The sequence below is a fragment of the Tessaracoccus sp. ZS01 genome (genome assembly GCF_022342445.1).
Taxonomy (GTDB): domain Bacteria; phylum Actinomycetota; class Actinomycetes; order Propionibacteriales; family Propionibacteriaceae; genus Arachnia.
In genome coordinates, this window is record NZ_PQFE01000001.1 from 302,737 (window position 1) to 319,469 (window position 16,733).

General features: G+C 68.0%; 17 protein-coding genes and 1 tRNA gene. 16 read left to right on the forward strand and 2 right to left on the reverse strand.

Features of this window, described 5'->3' with window-relative positions; translation table 11 throughout:
* Positions 1–76: 76 nt before the first annotated feature.
* Together C3E87_RS01480 and C3E87_RS01485 are read right to left on the reverse strand one after the other, a co-directional pair.
* Positions 77–1,288, reverse strand: a complete 1,212-nt coding sequence (locus C3E87_RS01480) for a glycosyltransferase 87 family protein (protein ID WP_076058488.1) — start codon at positions 1,286–1,288, stop codon at positions 77–79.
* Between the two features lie 84 nt (positions 1,289–1,372).
* A tRNA-Arg gene (locus C3E87_RS01485) sits at positions 1,373–1,444 on the reverse strand.
* An 83-nt stretch (positions 1,445–1,527) separates the two neighbouring features.
* Between C3E87_RS01485 and C3E87_RS01490 the strand changes: the two genes are divergently transcribed.
* The 16 genes from C3E87_RS01490 (at position 1,528) to atpA (ending at position 16,733) form a co-directional block, all read left to right on the forward strand.
* Entirely contained in the window at positions 1,528–2,031 is a 504-nt protein-coding gene (locus tag C3E87_RS01490) for a hypothetical protein (protein WP_233120659.1), read from the forward strand.
* A gap of 43 nt (positions 2,032–2,074) precedes the next feature.
* Positions 2,075–3,478 (forward strand): diaminopimelate decarboxylase, encoded by a 1,404-nt coding sequence (lysA, locus tag C3E87_RS01495; RefSeq protein ID WP_076058490.1) that lies wholly within the window; start codon positions 2,075–2,077, stop codon positions 3,476–3,478.
* The gene (locus tag C3E87_RS01500) at positions 3,475–4,779 is read left to right on the forward strand and encodes a homoserine dehydrogenase (RefSeq protein ID WP_076058493.1); all 1,305 of its coding nucleotides are present in this window, start codon (positions 3,475–3,477) and stop codon (positions 4,777–4,779) included. Before lysA ends, C3E87_RS01500 begins: the two co-directional genes overlap by 4 nt.
* A gap of 1 nt (position 4,780) precedes the next feature.
* Complete coding sequence (gene thrB / locus C3E87_RS01505) at positions 4,781–5,665, forward strand: homoserine kinase (protein WP_076058495.1); 885 nt, start codon at positions 4,781–4,783, stop codon at positions 5,663–5,665.
* A 180-nt stretch (positions 5,666–5,845) separates the two neighbouring features.
* Positions 5,846–7,690 (forward strand): transcription termination factor Rho, encoded by a 1,845-nt coding sequence (gene rho, locus C3E87_RS01510; protein WP_076058497.1) that lies wholly within the window; start codon positions 5,846–5,848, stop codon positions 7,688–7,690.
* A 94-nt stretch (positions 7,691–7,784) separates the two neighbouring features.
* Entirely contained in the window at positions 7,785–7,985 is a 201-nt protein-coding gene (gene rpmE / locus C3E87_RS01515) for a 50S ribosomal protein L31 (RefSeq protein ID WP_076058500.1), read from the forward strand.
* Positions 7,986–8,073: 88 nt separating this feature from the next.
* Positions 8,074–9,141, forward strand: a complete 1,068-nt coding sequence (gene prfA, locus C3E87_RS01520; RefSeq protein ID WP_076058502.1) for a peptide chain release factor 1 — start codon at positions 8,074–8,076, stop codon at positions 9,139–9,141.
* Complete coding sequence (gene prmC / locus C3E87_RS01525; protein ID WP_076058504.1) at positions 9,138–9,995, forward strand: peptide chain release factor N(5)-glutamine methyltransferase; 858 nt, start codon at positions 9,138–9,140, stop codon at positions 9,993–9,995. The genes prfA and prmC overlap by 4 nt, the downstream gene beginning before the upstream one ends.
* Entirely contained in the window at positions 9,992–10,759 is a 768-nt protein-coding gene (locus C3E87_RS01530; protein WP_076058506.1) for an L-threonylcarbamoyladenylate synthase, read from the forward strand. The genes prmC and C3E87_RS01530 overlap by 4 nt, the downstream gene beginning before the upstream one ends.
* Positions 10,759–11,904 carry an MraY family glycosyltransferase gene (locus C3E87_RS01535; RefSeq protein WP_076058508.1) on the forward strand — a complete coding sequence of 382 codons (1,146 nt, stop codon included), beginning with the start codon at positions 10,759–10,761 and terminating at the stop codon, positions 11,902–11,904. The genes C3E87_RS01530 and C3E87_RS01535 overlap by 1 nt, the downstream gene beginning before the upstream one ends.
* Positions 11,897–12,355, forward strand: a complete 459-nt coding sequence (locus tag C3E87_RS01540) for a hypothetical protein (protein WP_143570842.1) — start codon at positions 11,897–11,899, stop codon at positions 12,353–12,355. Before C3E87_RS01535 ends, C3E87_RS01540 begins: the two co-directional genes overlap by 8 nt.
* 299 nt (positions 12,356–12,654) lie before the next feature.
* A complete protein-coding gene (gene atpB / locus C3E87_RS01545; RefSeq protein ID WP_233120660.1) occupies positions 12,655–13,455 on the forward strand; it encodes a F0F1 ATP synthase subunit A in 801 nt (266 codons plus the stop codon).
* Between the two features lie 56 nt (positions 13,456–13,511).
* Positions 13,512–13,730, forward strand: a complete 219-nt coding sequence (atpE, locus tag C3E87_RS01550; RefSeq protein WP_076058514.1) for an ATP synthase F0 subunit C — start codon at positions 13,512–13,514, stop codon at positions 13,728–13,730.
* Between the two features lie 17 nt (positions 13,731–13,747).
* A complete protein-coding gene (locus C3E87_RS01555; protein WP_076059433.1) occupies positions 13,748–14,278 on the forward strand; it encodes a F0F1 ATP synthase subunit B in 531 nt (176 codons plus the stop codon).
* Complete coding sequence (locus C3E87_RS01560) at positions 14,275–15,072, forward strand: F0F1 ATP synthase subunit delta (RefSeq protein WP_076058516.1); 798 nt, start codon at positions 14,275–14,277, stop codon at positions 15,070–15,072. The genes C3E87_RS01555 and C3E87_RS01560 overlap by 4 nt, the downstream gene beginning before the upstream one ends.
* Positions 15,073–15,095: 23 nt before the next feature.
* Positions 15,096–16,733 (forward strand): F0F1 ATP synthase subunit alpha, encoded by a 1,638-nt coding sequence (gene atpA, locus C3E87_RS01565; protein WP_076058518.1) that lies wholly within the window; start codon positions 15,096–15,098, stop codon positions 16,731–16,733.

Sequence of the window (16,733 nt, forward strand, 5' to 3'; positions counted from 1 at the left end):
ATTTGGACGGAGGCCGCAGACGTCTGCGGCTGCTTCACTGAGCTTACCCAATAATGGGCAGCCGTCCCGACCACTCTCAGGACGTGGAGCGTCGGGTCGCCTTCACAGTCAGCACGACGGAGTAGATCGTCAGTGCCACGAGCACGAGGTTGCGCAGGATGAGCACGGAGGTCTCCGGGCCGGCACCCTGGGGGATCGCCATGATCCCGTATGCGCCCCACGGGTAGGTGAACTGGGTGAGGCCACCGGCGATCACCAACGCCACGGCGATCACCGTGGCGTGGCGCCGCAGCCACTCGCTGCGCTGCACCACCAGCAGGGCGGCGACGGGGCCGCCGAGCCACACGATGTACTGCGGCGACAGCGTCTTGTTGGCGATCACCGTGGCCAGCACGATCGCCAGCACAGCCAGCAGCATGGCCTCGTGGAGGCGATGGTCCTGTTCGCGGAAGAGCCGGATGAGGCGGTAGCTCAGCCAGATGGTCAGCAGCACCGACGCGGCGGTCAGCACAGTCGACACCGTCAGCAGCTGGCTGATGCCCGGGCCGGTGACGATCTCGAGCGCGTTGTACTGCGACAACTCGATGAGCCAGCTCTCGTTGTGGGTGAACGTGCGCAGGAACATCAGGGGAGTGGCCGGCACGGATTCGATCTGCAGGCCGCGGTCGCTCTGCCACGTCAGCGGAGAGGCCGAACGGGTCCAACCGCTCGTGATCAGCGACGCGGCAGCCAGGCCGAAGCCCACCACGATGAAGCCGATGAGTCGCGAGCGGGCGCCCCCCTTGCGTAACGGGTCGGGCGCCAACAGGGGCCCGATCAGCAGCGCCGGCCACAGCTTCACGGCCGCGCCCAGCCCGATGGCGCCGCCGGCGATCTTCGGGAACCTCAGCGCGTACACGCAGGCGACTGCGACCAGGGCCGCGGGAATGAGGTCGAAGCGGTACCAGAGCACCGCCCCCTGCGCGCCGGTGAACAGGATCCAGAAGAGTGTCCCGGCAGCATTGCCGCGTCGGTACATGAGGATCGCCACCAGGGCGTCGAGCGCGAGGAAGCAGCCGACGTACACCGGGGTCCAGGTCTCCCAACCCCCGCCCAGGGTGTAGATCAGCTGCAGGAGCCACACGGCGGGGACGGGGTACTCGAGCATGATGCCCGTCTCGCCCATGTCCAGCTTGTTGAGGTAGAACGCGTAGTAGCTCACGTCGTTGGCGATGAACGCCACCTGCTCGAGCTTGAGCGACAGCAGGATGAGATACCGGGTGGCGGCGAACAGTGCCACCAACAGCACGGGAACGAGAATGTCTCGGAAAGTCAGGCCACGTGGCGCGCGCCCGGCTCCGGTCATCTTCTGGCCTCCCCTGTGAACGGCTTGCGCCCCCGCGAGGATTCGAACCTCGGCTCCCGCCTCCGGAGGGCGGTGCTCTATCCCCTGAGCTACGGGGGCCTGTTGCCCGAAGGCGACCGGTGAAAGGGTAGCACCTCGAAACGGTCGTCAACACCACCACCGCCTGCCGCTATGGTTGCCGCGTGCGTAGGTTGCTCGTCTTCGTGGTCAGTGCGGTGCTGCTCGTGGGGTGCGTCTCGCGCCCGGAGCCCGCACCTGCCGTGCAGCGCGACACCGCTCCGCCCTGGGATGCGCCACGCGACGCAGTCTCCTTCATCCGTGCGGCCGGACTGCCTGAACTGAGCCTGGGCGACGACGCAGACCCGTGGATACTGGACCTGGCGGTCACGGTGGACGGCGCCCCCGTCGAGATTCCGGCCTACATCGGGATCGACCGGCCGCGAGCCATCCAGGCGCCGGTGCACACGCACGATGCCGGCGGCGAGGTGTGGCTGGAGGGGGAATCGAACCGGGAATCCACCCTGGGTCACTTCTTCTCCCTGTGGGGCGTCAGGTTCGACGACGGCTGCCTCGGTGCGGCCTGCGGCTCGGTCGAGGTCCGCGTCGACGGCGAGCCCGTCGACGGTGATCCCACCCAGGTGCTCCTGCGGGACGCCAGGGAGATCCGGGTCGTGGCCACCAGCTGAGCGAAATAACGATTGCCAACCGTGCTCTGGCAGGCTTGGCCCCATGACGCACATGCACATCGCCGGCTCGATCCACGCGGACGCCGTGCAGGGCGGGCCCCAGTGGCTCACCGTGCCCGACGACCTCAACGAGCTCGACCTCAAGCTCTGGCCCCGCGGCACCCACCGCGACGACCAGGGCCGCATCGTCGTTGCCGGTGTGGCGCTGACCGACGCAGCCGCTGAGCACGGTACGCCCGTCTACCTGATCGACGAGGACGACTTCCGCTCCAGGGCCCGTGACTTCATCACGGCCTTCCCCGGCTGGTCGGTCTACTACGCGGGCAAGGCGCTGCTGACGCGGCGGGTTGCACGTTGGGCGGCCGAGGAGGGCCTCAACCTCGACGTCACCACCATGGGTGAGATGCGCATCGCGCTGGCCGGCGGGATGCCGGCCGAGCGGCTCGGTCTGCATGGCAACAACAAATCCGACGCCGAGATCGCGTTCGCCCTCGAGCAGGGCGTGGGGCGGATCATCGTGGACTCCTTCGACGAGATCAACCGACTGGAGCGGGCGTGCGCCGACGGCGGTCACACCGCCAACGTCCTGATCCGCGTCACCACCGGCGTCGAGGCGCACACCCACGAGTACATCGCCACCGCGCACGAGGACCAGAAGTTCGGCCTCAGCATCATGGGTGGCGCGGCGTTGACCGCGCTGGTGCGCTGCCACTCGTCGCGGTTCCTCGAGCTGCGCGGCATCCACAGCCACATCGGCTCCCAGATCTTCGAGACGCACGGCTTCGAGGTGGCCATCCGCCGCACGATGAAGCTGGCCTCACAGTTCCGCCAAGCCACCGGTGTCGAACTACCGGAGCTGGACCTCGGCGGTGGCTTCGGTATCGCCTACACCGCGGCCGACACGCCGTCGACGACCACGGAACTCGCGTCCTCCTTCGAAGAGATGATCGACCATGAGTGCCGCGCGTTCGGCATCAACCGCCCGCACCTGAGCATCGAGCCCGGCCGCGCCATCTGTGGCCCGTCCGGCGTAGCCGTCTACGAGGTCGGCACCGTCAAGCAGGTCGAACTCGAGGGTGGCCGCTCGCGGATGTACGTCAGCGTCGACGGCGGCATGAGCGACAACATCCGCCCGGCCCTGTACGCCGCCGAGTATTCCGGCGCCATCGCCAACCGCACTTCCGAGGCGCAGCCCGTCCTGTGCCGCGTCGTGGGCAAGCACTGCGAGGGTGGCGACATCCTCATCCGCGACGTCTTCCTCCCCGCGGACGTGCGCATCGGCGACCTCATCGCCGTCCCGGGATCCGGCGCCTACGCGCGCAGCATGGCCAATAACTACAATCAGATCCCGAAGCCCCCTGTCGTCAGCGCGAAGGACGGTGTCACCGACGTGATGCTGCGCCGTGAAACGCTGGATGACCTCATGAGATTGGACGTGGGTAAGTGAGCAAGCCGCTGAAGGTTGTGCTGTTGGGGGCCGGCGTCGTCGGTAGCCAGGTGGCACGCATCATCCTCAACGAGGGTGACACCCTCGAGGCCCGCATCGGCCGCCGCCTCGAACTCGTGGGCATCGGTGTGCGGCGCATGGACGTCGAGCGGCCCGGCATCGACCCGGCGCTGCTGACCACTGACCTCGAGTCCCTCGTCGCCCGCGACGACCTCGACATCGTCATCGAACTCATCGGCGGCCTCGACCCCGCCCGGGAACTGGTGCGCACGGCCCTCCAGAAGGGCGCCTCGGTGATCTCCGCCAACAAGGCCCTCCTGGCGGAGGACCTGGGCGAGCTGTCCCGCATCGCTGAGGAGAAGGGCGTCGACCTCTACTACGAGGCCGCCGTCGCGGGCGCCATCCCGATCATCCGGCCGCTGCGCGAGTCGTTGGTGGGCGACGACATCACCGAGGTGATGGGCATCGTCAACGGCACCACCAATTTCATCCTGGACAAGATGGTCACAGACGGTGTCAGCTTCGACTCGGCGCTCGCCGAAGCCCAGCAACTGGGTTACGCCGAAGCCGATCCCACCGCCGACGTCGGCGGCCACGATGCGGCGGCGAAGGCCGCCATCCTCGCCGGGCTGGCCTTCCACACCGAGGTCAAGGGCCAGGAGGTCTTCACCGAGGGCATCACCGGCGTGACCGAGGCCGACATCGCCGCGGCCGAGTCGATGGACTGCACCGTCAAGCTCCTCGCGGTAGCCAAGCTGACCGAAGACGACCGCATCATCGTCAAGGTGCACCCGGCCATGGTGGCCAACAAGCACCCGCTGGCGGCGGTGCGTGGCGCCTACAACGCCATCTTCGTGAACTCGCGTGAGGCCGGCGAACTGATGTTCCTCGGCGCCGGTGCGGGCGGGGCCCCGACGGCCAGCGCGGTGATGGGCGACGTCGTCACCGTGGGCCGCAACCGCCACCGCGGCACCGCCGCGCACATCGGCTCGGGCTACACCCGCCGCCAGGTGGCGCCCGTCGGCGAATCCTGGACGCAGTTCTACGTCAGCTTCGAGGTGGAGGACCGCCCAGGCGTGCTCGCCAGGTGCGCCGCTGTGTTCGGCGACCACAACGTGTCGCTGCGCGTGGTGCAGCAGTCCTATCTTGAGGACGAGGTGCACGTGGAGGGCTTCCCGGCCCGCCTCGGCGTCATGACGCACATCACGCAGGAGTCGTCGCTGGCGGCCGTCGTCGAGCAACTGTGCGAATCTGATTTCGTGGGCTCCGAGGTGCGCGTCATGCGCGTCGTAGGCTTCTGAGGTGGCCCGACGCCTGACTGTGCGGGTGCCGGCCACGACGGCGAACCTGGGCTCCGGGTTCGACTGCGTCGGCATGGCCTTCGACTGGTACGACGAGCTGACGCTCGACCTGTGGGAGGCGCCCGGCCTGGAGGTTGCGGTGACGGGGGAGGGCGCCCACCAGGTGCCGACGGACGAGAGCCATCTCGTGGTGCGGTCCATCCACCGTGGCCTGGCGGCGTGGGGCGCTGAGGCGCCCGGGTTCCGTCTGACGGCGCACAACACCATTCCGCACTCCCGGGGCCTGGGCTCCTCGGCGGCCGCCATCGTGGCCGGGCTGGCGCTGGCGTGGGGGATCGCACGCCCCGGCGAACCCATGGACCGTTCCGCCATCACCCGGCTGGCTCACGAAGCCGAGGGCCATCCCGACAACGCCGGTGCCGCGGTCTGGGGCGGGGCGATCCTGGCGTGGGCCCGCGACGAGAGGGTCTCACTGGTGCAGTTGCCGCTGGCAGAAGGTTTCCGCGCAGTGGCCTTCGTGCCGGACTTCGAGTCGAAGACCGACGACGCGCGCGCCGTGCTGCCGGACACCGTGACGCGCGCCGACGCCGTCGCGCAGGCCATCGCGGCGGCCGCCTTGCCGCTGGCTCTCACGAAACGACCTGACCTGCTCTTCGACGCGACGTCGGACCGGCTGCACCAGCAGTACCGCGCGCCGATGATGCCGTCGAGCCACGACCTGATGCTGCGCCTCCGCGGAGCCGGGGCGCCGGCCGCGATCTCCGGGGCGGGGCCGACGGTGATCGCCGTCGGCCTTGACGAGCAGCTGGCCGGTGTGGACGCCGTCGATGTCACGGGTTTCACCGTGCGCCACCTGCGTCCCGCCGGGGGCGTGGAACTGTTTTAGCCCGAAACTTTGGTATCTGGGCCGGGTCATTGCTAACCTGATGAGTGGCCCACCGAAGAAGGCGCTGTTCGCGGCGAATCTGCCGCAGTTCTTCAGCTGCTGAGTGGGTCCCATCATTCTGACGCCGACGGCGCCTCCTGAATCCATTTTCGGCGCGTCGGCTCTTGGGAAGGAATCTCGTTGAGCGAATCCGCTGACCTGTCCAGCATGAAACTGGTCGACCTGAAGCAGGTGGCCACAGGGCTGGGCATCAAGGGCATCTCCGCCATGCGGAAGGCCGATCTGGTCTCCGCCATCCAGAACCAGGGAGGCGGCAGGCCAGCGCGCCAGCGCAGCGCCGAGCGTCCCGCGCAGGCGGAGCTCCTCACCGCGGCGCAGCCGAAGAACGGATCCTCCGCCCCGGAGCAGCCGCGCGATGGCGAGTCGTCCCGCGACCAGCAGCCCCGCGAACAGCGTGACCAGCAGCCCCGCGAACAGCGCCAGCAGCGCGATCAGCAGCCGCAGCGCGATCAGCAGTCGCGTGGCGACCAGCAGCGTGGCGACCAGCAGCAGGGCGACGGCACCCGCACCCGGCGTCGCCGCGGCCGAGACCGCGAGCGTCAGCCCAACCCGGAGACCATCGAAGTGGTGGGCGAACTCCTGGAGGCCGCCATGGGCGGCGCGCAGCCGGCAGCCGGCGGCCAGCAGCAGCCGCAGCAACAGCAGCGCGAGCAGCAGCCGGCCCAGTCCCGCTCCGTGAACGTCGAGCCCGCCAGCTATGACGACGACCAGGGTGGTTCCCGCCGCGGTCGCCGTCGCCGTAGCCGTGACCGAGACCGCAACCAGCGCCGCCCCACCCGTGGCGGCCAGGGCATGGACCGCATGGACGCCGAGGTCACCGTCACAGACGACGACGAACTGGCCAACATCTCCGGCATCGTCGACATCAACGACAACTACGCCTTCGTCCGGACGACGGGCTACCTGCCCGGCCCGGCGGACGCCTACCTGTCCATGGCCACCGTCCGCCGCTACGGCCTGCGTCGCGGCGATGTGATCAGCGGAGCCGTGCGCGTCGCCCGCGAGGGGGAGCGCAAGGACAAGTTCCAGCCGCTCGTGCGCATCGACTCGGTGAACGGCGACGACCCGGAGAAGGCCAAGGGCCGTCCCGAGTTCCAGAAGCTCACCCCCCTGTACCCGCAGGAGCGCCTGCGCCTCGAGACGGTGCAGAACAACCTCACCGGCCGCATCATCGACATGGTCTCGCCCATCGGCAAGGGCCAGCGCGGCCTCATCGTGTCGCCGCCGAAGGCCGGCAAGACGATGATCATGCAGTCCATCGCCAACGCGATCGCCGCGAACAACCCTGAGGTGCACCTCATGGTCGTCCTGGTCGACGAGCGGCCTGAAGAGGTCACCGACTTCCAGCGCACGGTCTCCGGCGAGGTCATCGCCTCGACGTTCGACCGCCCCGCCGAGGACCACACCATGATCTCGGAGCTGGCCATCGAGCGCGCCAAGCGCCTGGTGGAGCTGGGCCACGACGTCGTCGTGCTGCTGGACGGCATCACGCGTCTGGGGCGTGCCTACAACCTGGCCGCCCCCGCGTCGGGCCGCATCCTGTCCGGTGGCGTGGACTCGGCGGCGCTGTACCCGCCGAAGAAGTTCTTCGGCGCCGCCCGCAACATCGAGAACGGTGGCTCGCTGACCATCCTGGCCACCGCCCTCATCGAGACCGGTTCCAAGATGGACGAGGTCATCTTCGAGGAGTTCAAGGGCACGGGCAACATGGAACTGCGGCTGCGCCGCGAACTCGCGGACAAGCGCATCTTCCCGGCCATCGACGTCGACGCCTCGGGTACCCGTCGCGAAGACCTCCTCCTCAACCGCGACGAGCTGCAGATCATCTGGAAGCTGCGTCGCGCGCTCTCCGGTCTGGACAACCAGGCCGCGCTGGAGACGCTGAAGTCGCGGATGACGAAGACCGCCAGCAACCACGACTTCCTGCTCAGCGTGCTCAAGACCACCCCGGCTCAGGACGGTTAGGCCGCAACGGTTGCGCGTGGCATAATACGTAGATGTGCCGGTTCACGCCGCCTCCAGGCGACCCGGCCGAAACCCACACCCCTAGGAGCTCATCATGAAGCAGGGAATTCACCCTGACTACGTCGAGGCCCAGGTCACCTGCACCTGCGGCAACACGTACACCACCCACAGCACCAAGGCAACGCTGAACGCCGACGTGTGCGCCGAATGCCACCCGTTCTACACCGGCAAGCAGAAGATTCTTGACACCGGTGGCCGCGTGGCGCGCTTCGCGAAGCGTTACGCCAAGAAGTAGCCAAGCAGACGAACGCCGTGATCCGGGCAGTGCCCGGACCGGCGTTCGTTTCTTTTTGCCCTCGATCCACCGTGCCCAGGAGCCAGCCATGTTCGACAACGCACAGCCTCTGATCGACGAGTTCCGCGATCTGGAGAAGCAGCTATCAGACCCCGAACTGCACTCCGACATGGCCCGCTCCCGCAGGGTCGGGCGTCGCTACGCCGCGCTGCGTCCCGTCGTCGAGGGCATCGAGGAGTACCGCAGGCTGACCGGCGACCGTGGGGCGGCTGCTGAGTTGGCGGCCGACGATCCGGCGTTCGCCGACGAGGTCGCGGAACTGGACGCCCAGATCGAGACGGCCACGGCCAAGCTCACCCGGCTGCTCGCCCCGCGCGACCCCAACGACGACGCCGACGCCCTCGTCGAGATCAAGTCCGGCGAGGGCGGCGACGAGTCGGCCCTGTTCGCCGGTGACCTGTTGCGCATGTACACCCGCTACGCCGAGGACCTCGGTTGGAAGATCGAGATCCTCGATGCGCAGGACACAGACCTGGGCGGGTACAAGTCGGTCACCGTCGCGGTCAAGGGCGGCAGCAGCCTGGGGTTCGGGCCCTACGGCCGGCTCAAGTTCGAGGGTGGCGTGCACCGCGTCCAGCGGGTGCCGGTCACGGAATCGCAGGGCCGCATCCACACCTCGGCCGCAGGCGTCCTGGTGATGCCGGACGTGGAGGCCGACGAGGTGGAGATCAACGACGACGACCTCCGCATCGACGTGTACCGCTCCTCCGGCCCCGGCGGCCAGGGCGTCAACACCACGGACTCCGCCGTGCGCATCACGCACCTCCCGACGGGCGTGGTGGTGAGCTGCCAGAACGAGCGCTCCCAGCTGCAGAACCGCGAATCCGCCATGCGGATGCTGCGCGCCCGGCTCACCCAGCGCGCGGAGGCGGAGGCCGCTGCGGCCGCCTCTGACGCCCGCAAGTCGCAGGTGCGCACCGTGGACCGTTCGGAGCGCATCCGCACCTACAACTTCCCGGAGAACCGGATCACCGACCACCGGATCGGCTTCAAGGCCCACAACCTCGACGCCGTGCTCGAGGGGGCGCTCGCCCCGCTACTCGACGCGCTGGCCGAGCAGGATCTCGCCGAGCGCCTCGCCGGAGTGGGCGGGTGAGGGCCAGTGAAGTCGCCCACGAGGTCGCCGAACGCCTGAGCCGCTCCGGCTCGCCCAGCCCCGGCCCGGAGGCGCGCACCCTGGTGGCGCATGTGCTCGGCATCGAGCCGGCACAGTTGCTGGTGGCGAGCGTCTCGCCCGGGCAGCGCGCCGTCGTCGACCAGCTCGTCGACCTCCGCGCCGAAGGTGCGCCGCTGCAGCACCTGACCGGCGTGGCCTACTTCCGGTACGAGACCCTCGAGGTCGGCCCCGGCGTGTTCGTCCCGCGTCCGGAGACCGAGGAGATGGTCACCTGGGCGTTGAAGCAACTGGCTGCGCGGCCCGTCGGGCGGCGCCGTGTCGTGGAGCTGTGCGCTGGCTCGGGTGCCATCACGGCGGCCATCGGGCACGAACTGGGCCAGGTGGAGCTCCACGCCGTCGAACTCTCGCCCGACGCGCACGCGTATCTCGTGCGCAACCTGGACGGGCTGGCCGTCGACGTCGTGCTCGGCGACATGGCGGAGGCTTTCCACGAACTCGACGGCACCGTTGATCTCGTGATCGTCAACCCTCCGTACATCCCGGAGCCGCACAGGCAACTGCTGCCCGCCGACGTGTTGCAGGACCCCGAGATGGCGCTCTTCTCTGGCCGGGACGGCCTCGACGCCCTGCGGGTCGTCGCTCAGGTCGCCACGCGGCTGCTGCGTCCCGGTGGGCTCCTCGCCACGGAACACGACGACTCCCATGCGCCCGCCGTCGTGCGCCTCTTCGAGGAGGCCGGTTTCGCCGACGTGACCCCACGCAACGATCTGACGGGCCGCCCACGGTTCGTCACTGCCGCCGCACCGCCGGATGATGGCAGGATTGGGCTGTGACTCAATCCCCACGCGTCTTCAACCTCGACGCCGACGGCGACACCGGCCTCCGCGAGGCCGCCGCGGCCGTCCGCGAGGGCCAGTGCATCGTGCTGCCCACAGACACCGTCTACGGCATCGGGGCAGATGCCTTCGACGCTGACGCCGTACAGCGGCTGCTCAACGCCAAGGAGCGCGGCCGCGACATGCCCCCGCCCGTGCTGGTGGCGGAGCCGTCCATGCTGCGCGCGGTCGCCGACGAGGTGCCCGAGGGTGCCGCAGCGCTGGCGAAAGCCTTCTGGCCCGGTGCGCTCACCCTGATCCTGCGCGCCCAGCCCCGCTCCGGCATGCAACTGGGGGACACCGGCGGCACGGTCGCCGTCCGGGTGCCGGACCATGAGGGCGCGCGCGCCCTGCTGCGCCACACCGGCCCGCTCGCTGTGAGCTCCGCCAACGTCCACGGTCGGCCCGCCGCGGTGACGGCCCAGGAGGCGGTCGACCAGCTGGGCGACCGCGTCGCCGTCTACCTCGACGCCGGGCCCGCCGCCGGGGGAGTGGCGTCCACCATCGTCGACTTCGCCTCCTCGCCTGAGGGCCGTGTCCTCAGGGAAGGCGCGCTGAGCCTGGCGCAGCTGCACGAGTTCGCACCCCAGGTCATCGGCCTACCGACGGAGCCCGAACCGGAACATGATCCGGAGCCCGGACCCGAACCCGAACCTGCGCCCGAGCCCGAGCCGGAGTCCGACGTCTCGGCCGAGGGTGAACCCGAGGAACCGGGTCACTAGTGCGCGAATACCTCCTGGTGCTGTTCGTCGCAGCCGGTGCCACCTACCTCCTGTCGGGGTTGGCCCGGAACATCGCGGTGCGCACGGGAGCCCTCGCCACGGTCCGCAACCGTGACGTCCACACCCATCCCATCCCGTACTTCGGCGGCATGGCGATGTTCGGTGGCCTGGTCATCGCCATGCTGCTCGCCGTCCAGATGCCGTTCCTCGGCCGGTACACCACCGTGGAGCACGATGCCTCCGCCGTGCTGTGGGCGGGCCTGGTCATCTGCATCGTCGGCGTGCTCGACGACAAGTACGACATGCCGGCGTTGGTAAAGTTGGGCGGCCAGGTGCTGGCCGCCGGCGTCGCCGTCATGCAGGGCGTGCGCATCTACTGGATCCCGCTGCCGAACCGGATCGTCGGGCTCGACGACACCACCAGCATCATGGTGACCGTCCTGATCATCGCCATCTGTGTCAACGCCGTGAACTTCGTCGACGGCCTCGACGGCCTGGCGGCCGGCGTGGTGGCCATCGGGTCCGGCGCCTTCTTCAGCTACACGTACGTGCTGGCCTACGAACAGGAACTCGCCCGCGCCACGACGGCGAGCCTCATCACGGTGGCCACCTGCGGCATCGCCGTGGGGTTCCTGTTCCACAACTGGCACCCCGCGAAGATGTTCATGGGCGACTCCGGCGCGATGCTGCTCGGCCTGCTGATGGCCATGAGCGCCATCTCCTTCACGGGCCAGCTCGACCCCAGCGCGCTGGCGCAGGGCAGCGACGTGCTGCCCGCCATCCTGCCCATCCTGCTGCCGGTGGCGGCGCTGGCGCTGCCGCTCCTCGACCTGATGCTCGCCTGGGTGCGGCGGGCCTGGAACGGCCAGCACCCTTTCCAGGCGGACAAACAGCACCTGCATCACCGCCTGCTGGCCCGGGGGCACTCCCACTGGGGGGCCGTGCTCCTCATGTACGGCTGGTCCGCCGTCGTCTCGGTGGGGCTGGTGCTGATCGCCCTCACCAACCGCTCCACCGCGGTGTGGCTGGTGGCGGGAAGCCTGGTGACCGTGCTCGTGCTCACGCTCTGGCCAGTGCGCACCGCGCCGAGCTTCATCGGCGGCCGCGAGGCCGAGGTCGTCGACAGGAAGAGCGTCGATGACTGAAGCGCGCCGCAAGGTGACCGGAGCCACCCGGCGGGCCAGGGAAATGATGATCGGCGGTGTCGTCGCCGGTCATGTCGTGGGCCTCACCATCCTCGGCCTCGCCCTGGCCATCGACGGCCCGAGCGCCGCCCTGACGGCCGCCCTGGGTTTCGCCGCCGTCGTCATCTTCTACTCGATCGGGCAGGCGCTCGAGGTGGTCGCCTCCGAACTCGAACCCTTCCAAGGGCTCAGCCTGGTCCTCGTGAGTTACGGCGTCCGGGTGGTGGGCATCGCGGCCGGGCTGTGGGCGCTGCTGAGCCTGTCGTCCGTCGCACCGCATGTCTCCAAGGGATGGCTGCTCCTGAGCGTGGCGGGCACGGTTCTGGCCTGGGTGTTCGGCGTCGTGTTCGTGGCCTCCCGCCAGCGGGTGCCGGTCTACGACCACGAGTACGAGCCGCCGTCCGCTGGCTGACCGCAGAGGTTTTTGGGACAGGACGTCGCCGATGTGTAACAACCTGCTCTTTCCGCTAGGCTCAACCACGTTATGGGCACTTCACCTACGCCAGGCGACGGGTCAGAGCGTTCTGGCCCCACCGGGCATGAGGACGGCATGGCCGTTCTCGCCTACATCCTCGCAGGGTTGATTTTCTACGGGGGCCTCGGGTGGGTCGGTGATCATTTCCTCGAGACAACATGGTTACTGCCACTCGGACTCATCGTAGGACTTGTCAGTAGCTTGTATCTGATCATCAAACGATATGGGAGTGGTACGTGACTCTGGGCCTTCTTCCGCTGGAGACCGGCGGCGACTACGAGCCACCTGGCACCGAGGACTTCCTCTGGGGATCCATCATGCCGGGCGTCCTCCCCGACTGGGTCAACAAGCCCCTCATCCAGGCGGTCATCGGCGCCCTGCTGGTCATCACCCTGTGGGTGATTGCGTCCCGCAAGCTGAAGGTGCGGCCCACCAAGGGTCAGTTCTTCGCGGAGTATCTCTACGAGTTCGTCCGCAACGGCATCGCGCGCGACATCCTCCATTCCGACTTCCGCAAGTTCCTGCCGTATCTCCTCGGCCTCTTCACGTTCCTGCTGGTGAACAACTGGTTCGGCCAGTTCTTCTACTTCATGTACCCGGCGTTCTCCAACGTCGGCTACGCCTACGGCCTGGCCATCCTCTCCTGGTTGGTCTACGTCGGCGCAGGCTTCGCCAAGTGGGGCTTCGGCGGCTTCCTCAAGAGGGCGCTCGTCCCCGACGGCGTGCCCGTGTACCTGCTGCCGCTGGTCATCCCGCTGGAGTTCCTGGCCACGTTCATCACGCGCCCCATCACGCTGGCCCTGCGTCTCTTCGCCAACCTGTTTGCCGGCCACCTCGTGGTCATGGTGTTCGTGGTCGGTGGCGGCTGGCTGCTCACGCAGCAGGACAACCTGTTCTACAACATCTCCGGCGGCGTCTCGATCCTCTTCAGCCTCATCATCATGCTGCTGGAGCTGTTCATCGGAGCCCTGCAGGCCTACATCTTCACCGTCCTCACCGCCCAGTACGTGTCGACCTCGATCGCCGAGGCGCACTAAAGCACCGATAATCCTCCCCAGGTCGACCGCCTGGGTAGTCATCCGAAAGGAAACACATGTCCCTCCTCGAAATCACCGGCAACCTGAACATGATCGGTTACGCGATCGCCACGATCGCCCCGGCCCTCGGCGTTGCCTGGATCTTCGCGTCGGTCATCAACGGCACCGCCCGTCAGCCCGAGGCCCGTGGCGCCATGATGAGCACCGCCTTCATCGGCTTCGCCGTTGTTGAGGCTCTCGCCATCATCGCCATCGCTCTCGCGTTCGTTCTCTGAGGCATCCTGTGGTCCCCTTGGAAGGGGCGCAAGACATCCTTGGGCCCCTTGCACCCCACCACTGGTCGGAGGTGTTCGCGGGCATCGGCCTGATGCTGATCATCTTCCTCATCATGTGGAAGGTCGTCGTTCCGGCATTCGAGAAGATGTACGAAGAGCGCTCGAACAAGATCGAAGGTGGCATGCAACGCGCTGCAGCCGCAGAGGCTAAGGCCGAAGCTGCGCTCGCTGAGTACAACGACCAGCTCAATGCTGCTCGTGAGGAAGCCGCCCGTATCCGTGAGGATGCGAAGAACCAGTCCGCCACGATCCTCGCCGAGGCTCGCGACAAGGCAGGCAAGGAATCCCAGCGGATTCTGCAGTCGGGCCGTGCGCAGCTCGAGGCGGAGCGTTCGCAGCTGGTTCAGGATCTTCGCGGTGAGGTCGGCGGCCTGGCCACCGTTCTCGCCGGCAAGATCGTCGGTGAGTCCCTCACGGACGACGAGCGTGCCATGCGCACCATCGATCGTTTCCTGGCTGAGCTCGAGACGGCAGGATCGGATCGATGACGGCCCGCGACGTTGCCTACGCTGCGCTCGACTCCGAGGTGGCCGGCATCAGCACTGATGCCGGTACCGCGGAAGAGTTGTTCGCCGTCGTCGATCTGCTCGACGGTCAGCCGACGCTGCGTCGAAGCCTTTCGGATCCTTCGGCCTCCGAGGCCAACCGTGCACAGCTCGCCGAGCGGTTGCTCGGCGGGAAGATCTCGCAGGCGGCGCTCGACGTCGTCGTGGCGATCGTCAAGCACTCGTGGAACAGCGGCAACAGGCTGGTCCGCGCTCTGGAGCGGCAGGGCATCCGCCTGGTGCTGCGCAGCGCGCACCGCGAGGGTCGCATCGACGACGTCACGGGTGATCTTTACCAGCTGGCCGTGACCGTGGACGCGAACCGCGAACTGGCAGGAGCCCTGCGCAACGCGCAGTATCCGCTGGAAGGCAAACGCGACCTCATCAACCGGCTCGTCTCGGGCAAGGTCCACCCCGCAACCGCGATGCTCGCATCGCGCGCGGCGAAGGCCCGCCAGCGCACCTTCGCCCTCACGGCGAAGTCGTACGTGGAGATGGGTGCCGAGATCGCAGGCGAAGAGATGGCCCTGGTCACGGTCGCACGGCCGCTCGACCCCCAACGTGTCTCCCGCCTGAAGTCCGCACTGGAGAAGCAGGTCGGCGGTCCCGTCAACCTGCAGATCGAGGTCGACCCCGCTGTGCTCGGCGGCATGAGCGTGGTCATCGGCGATGACGTAATCGAATCAACCGTTGCTGCACGGCTCGAAGATGCCCGCAGGCAGCTCACCAACTTCTGAATCCTAAGAAAGAGTAGGACGACATGGCTGAACTCACCATCAGTCCGGACGAGATCCGCAACGCCCTGGACGATTTCGTGCAGGCGTACGAGCCCAAGGCCGCCGGCCGCACCGAGGTCGGCACTGTCGTCTCCTCGGGCGACGGCATCGCCCGCGTCGAGGGCCTGCCCTCGGCCATGGCCAACGAGCTGCTGCGCTTCGAGAACGGCACCCTCGGCATCGCCCTCAACCTGGACGAGCGTGAGATCGGCGTCGTCGTCCTGGGCGATTCCGAAGGCATCAACGAAGGCTCGACCGTGCACGGCACAGGCGACGTCCTCTCGGTCCCGGTCGGCGACGGCTACCTGGGCCGCGTCGTGGACGCCATGGGCAACCCCATCGACGGTCTCGGCGAGATCAGCGGCCTCGAGGGACGCCGCGCTCTCGAACTGCAGGCCGCAGGCGTCATGGACCGTCAGGAGGTGCGCGAGCCGCTGCAGACCGGTCTGAAGTCGATCGACGCGATGATCCCGATCGGCCGTGGCCAGCGTCAGTTGATCATCGGCGACCGCAAGACGGGCAAGACCGCCATCGCGATCGACACGATCATCAACCAGAAGGCCAACTGGGAATCCGGTGACAAGAAGAAGCAGGTCCGCTGCATCTACGTCGCCATCGGCCAGAAGGGCTCGACGATCGCCGAGGTCAGGGGCACGCTCGAGGCCGCCGGCGCGATGGAGTACACCACCATCGTCCACGCGCCCGCGTCGGATCCCGCAGGCTACAAGTACATCGCCCCCTACGCCGGGTCGGCCATCGGCCAGCACTGGATGTACCAGGGCGCCCACGTCCTGATCGTGTTCGACGACCTCACCAAGCAGGCCGAGGCCTACCGTGCGATGTCGCTGCTGCTGCGTCGTCCCCCGGGCCGCGAGGCGTACCCCGGCGACGTCTTCTACCTCCACTCCCGTCTGCTGGAGCGTTGCGCGAAGCTGTCGAATGAGCTCGGTGGCGGCTCGATGACCGGTCTGCCGATCATCGAGACGAAGGCCAACGACGTGTCGGCCTACATCCCGACCAACGTGATCTCCATCACCGACGGCCAGATCTTCCTCCAGTCGGACCTCTTCAACGCCAACCAGCGCCCGGCCGTCGACGTCGGCGTGTCGGTGTCGCGAGTCGGTGGCGCTGCCCAGGTGAAGGCCATGAAGCAGGTGTCCGGTTCGCTGAAGCTGAGCCTGGCCCAGTACCGCGACATGCAGGCGTTCGCCATGTTCGCCTCGGACCTCGACGCCACCACCCGTCGCCAGCTCGACCGGGGCGCCCGCCTCACCGAGCTGCTGCGTCAGGGACAGTACGCGCCGTACCCGGTGGAGGACCAGATCATCTCCGTGTGGTCCGGCATCGAGGGTCACTTCGATGACGTACCGGTCGATGACGTGCTGCGGTTCGAGCAGGAACTGATCGACTACCTGCGCCACAACACGTCGGTGCTGACGGACATCGCCGGCGACTTCCAGTTCGGCGACGACCGCAAGGCGGCCACCGTCCAGGCGATCGGCGAGTTCAAGAAGCTCTTCCGCACGTCCGAGGGCAAGCTGCTCGTCGGCCGCGAGGAGCACAAGCCGCTCGAGGACGAGGACATCGCCCAGACGACGATCGTGCGCCAGAAGCGGGGCTGA

What these genes read in the sequence shown, in the direction of transcription:
- lysA (WP_076058490.1), top strand. Translation starts at nt 2,075, where the DNA reads ATGACGCACATGCACATCGCCGGCTCGATCCACGCGGACGCCGTGCAG.
- rpmE (WP_076058500.1), top strand. Translation starts at nt 7,785, where the DNA reads ATGAAGCAGGGAATTCACCCTGACTACGTCGAGGCCCAGGTCACCTGC.
- prfA (WP_076058502.1), top strand. Translation starts at nt 8,074, where the DNA reads ATGTTCGACAACGCACAGCCTCTGATCGACGAGTTCCGCGATCTGGAG.
- C3E87_RS01560 (WP_076058516.1), top strand. Translation starts at nt 14,275, where the DNA reads ATGACGGCCCGCGACGTTGCCTACGCTGCGCTCGACTCCGAGGTGGCC.
- C3E87_RS01540 (WP_143570842.1), top strand. Translation starts at nt 11,897, where the DNA reads ATGACTGAAGCGCGCCGCAAGGTGACCGGAGCCACCCGGCGGGCCAGG.
- atpE (WP_076058514.1), top strand. Translation starts at nt 13,512, where the DNA reads ATGTCCCTCCTCGAAATCACCGGCAACCTGAACATGATCGGTTACGCG.
- atpA (WP_076058518.1), top strand. Translation starts at nt 15,096, where the DNA reads ATGGCTGAACTCACCATCAGTCCGGACGAGATCCGCAACGCCCTGGAC.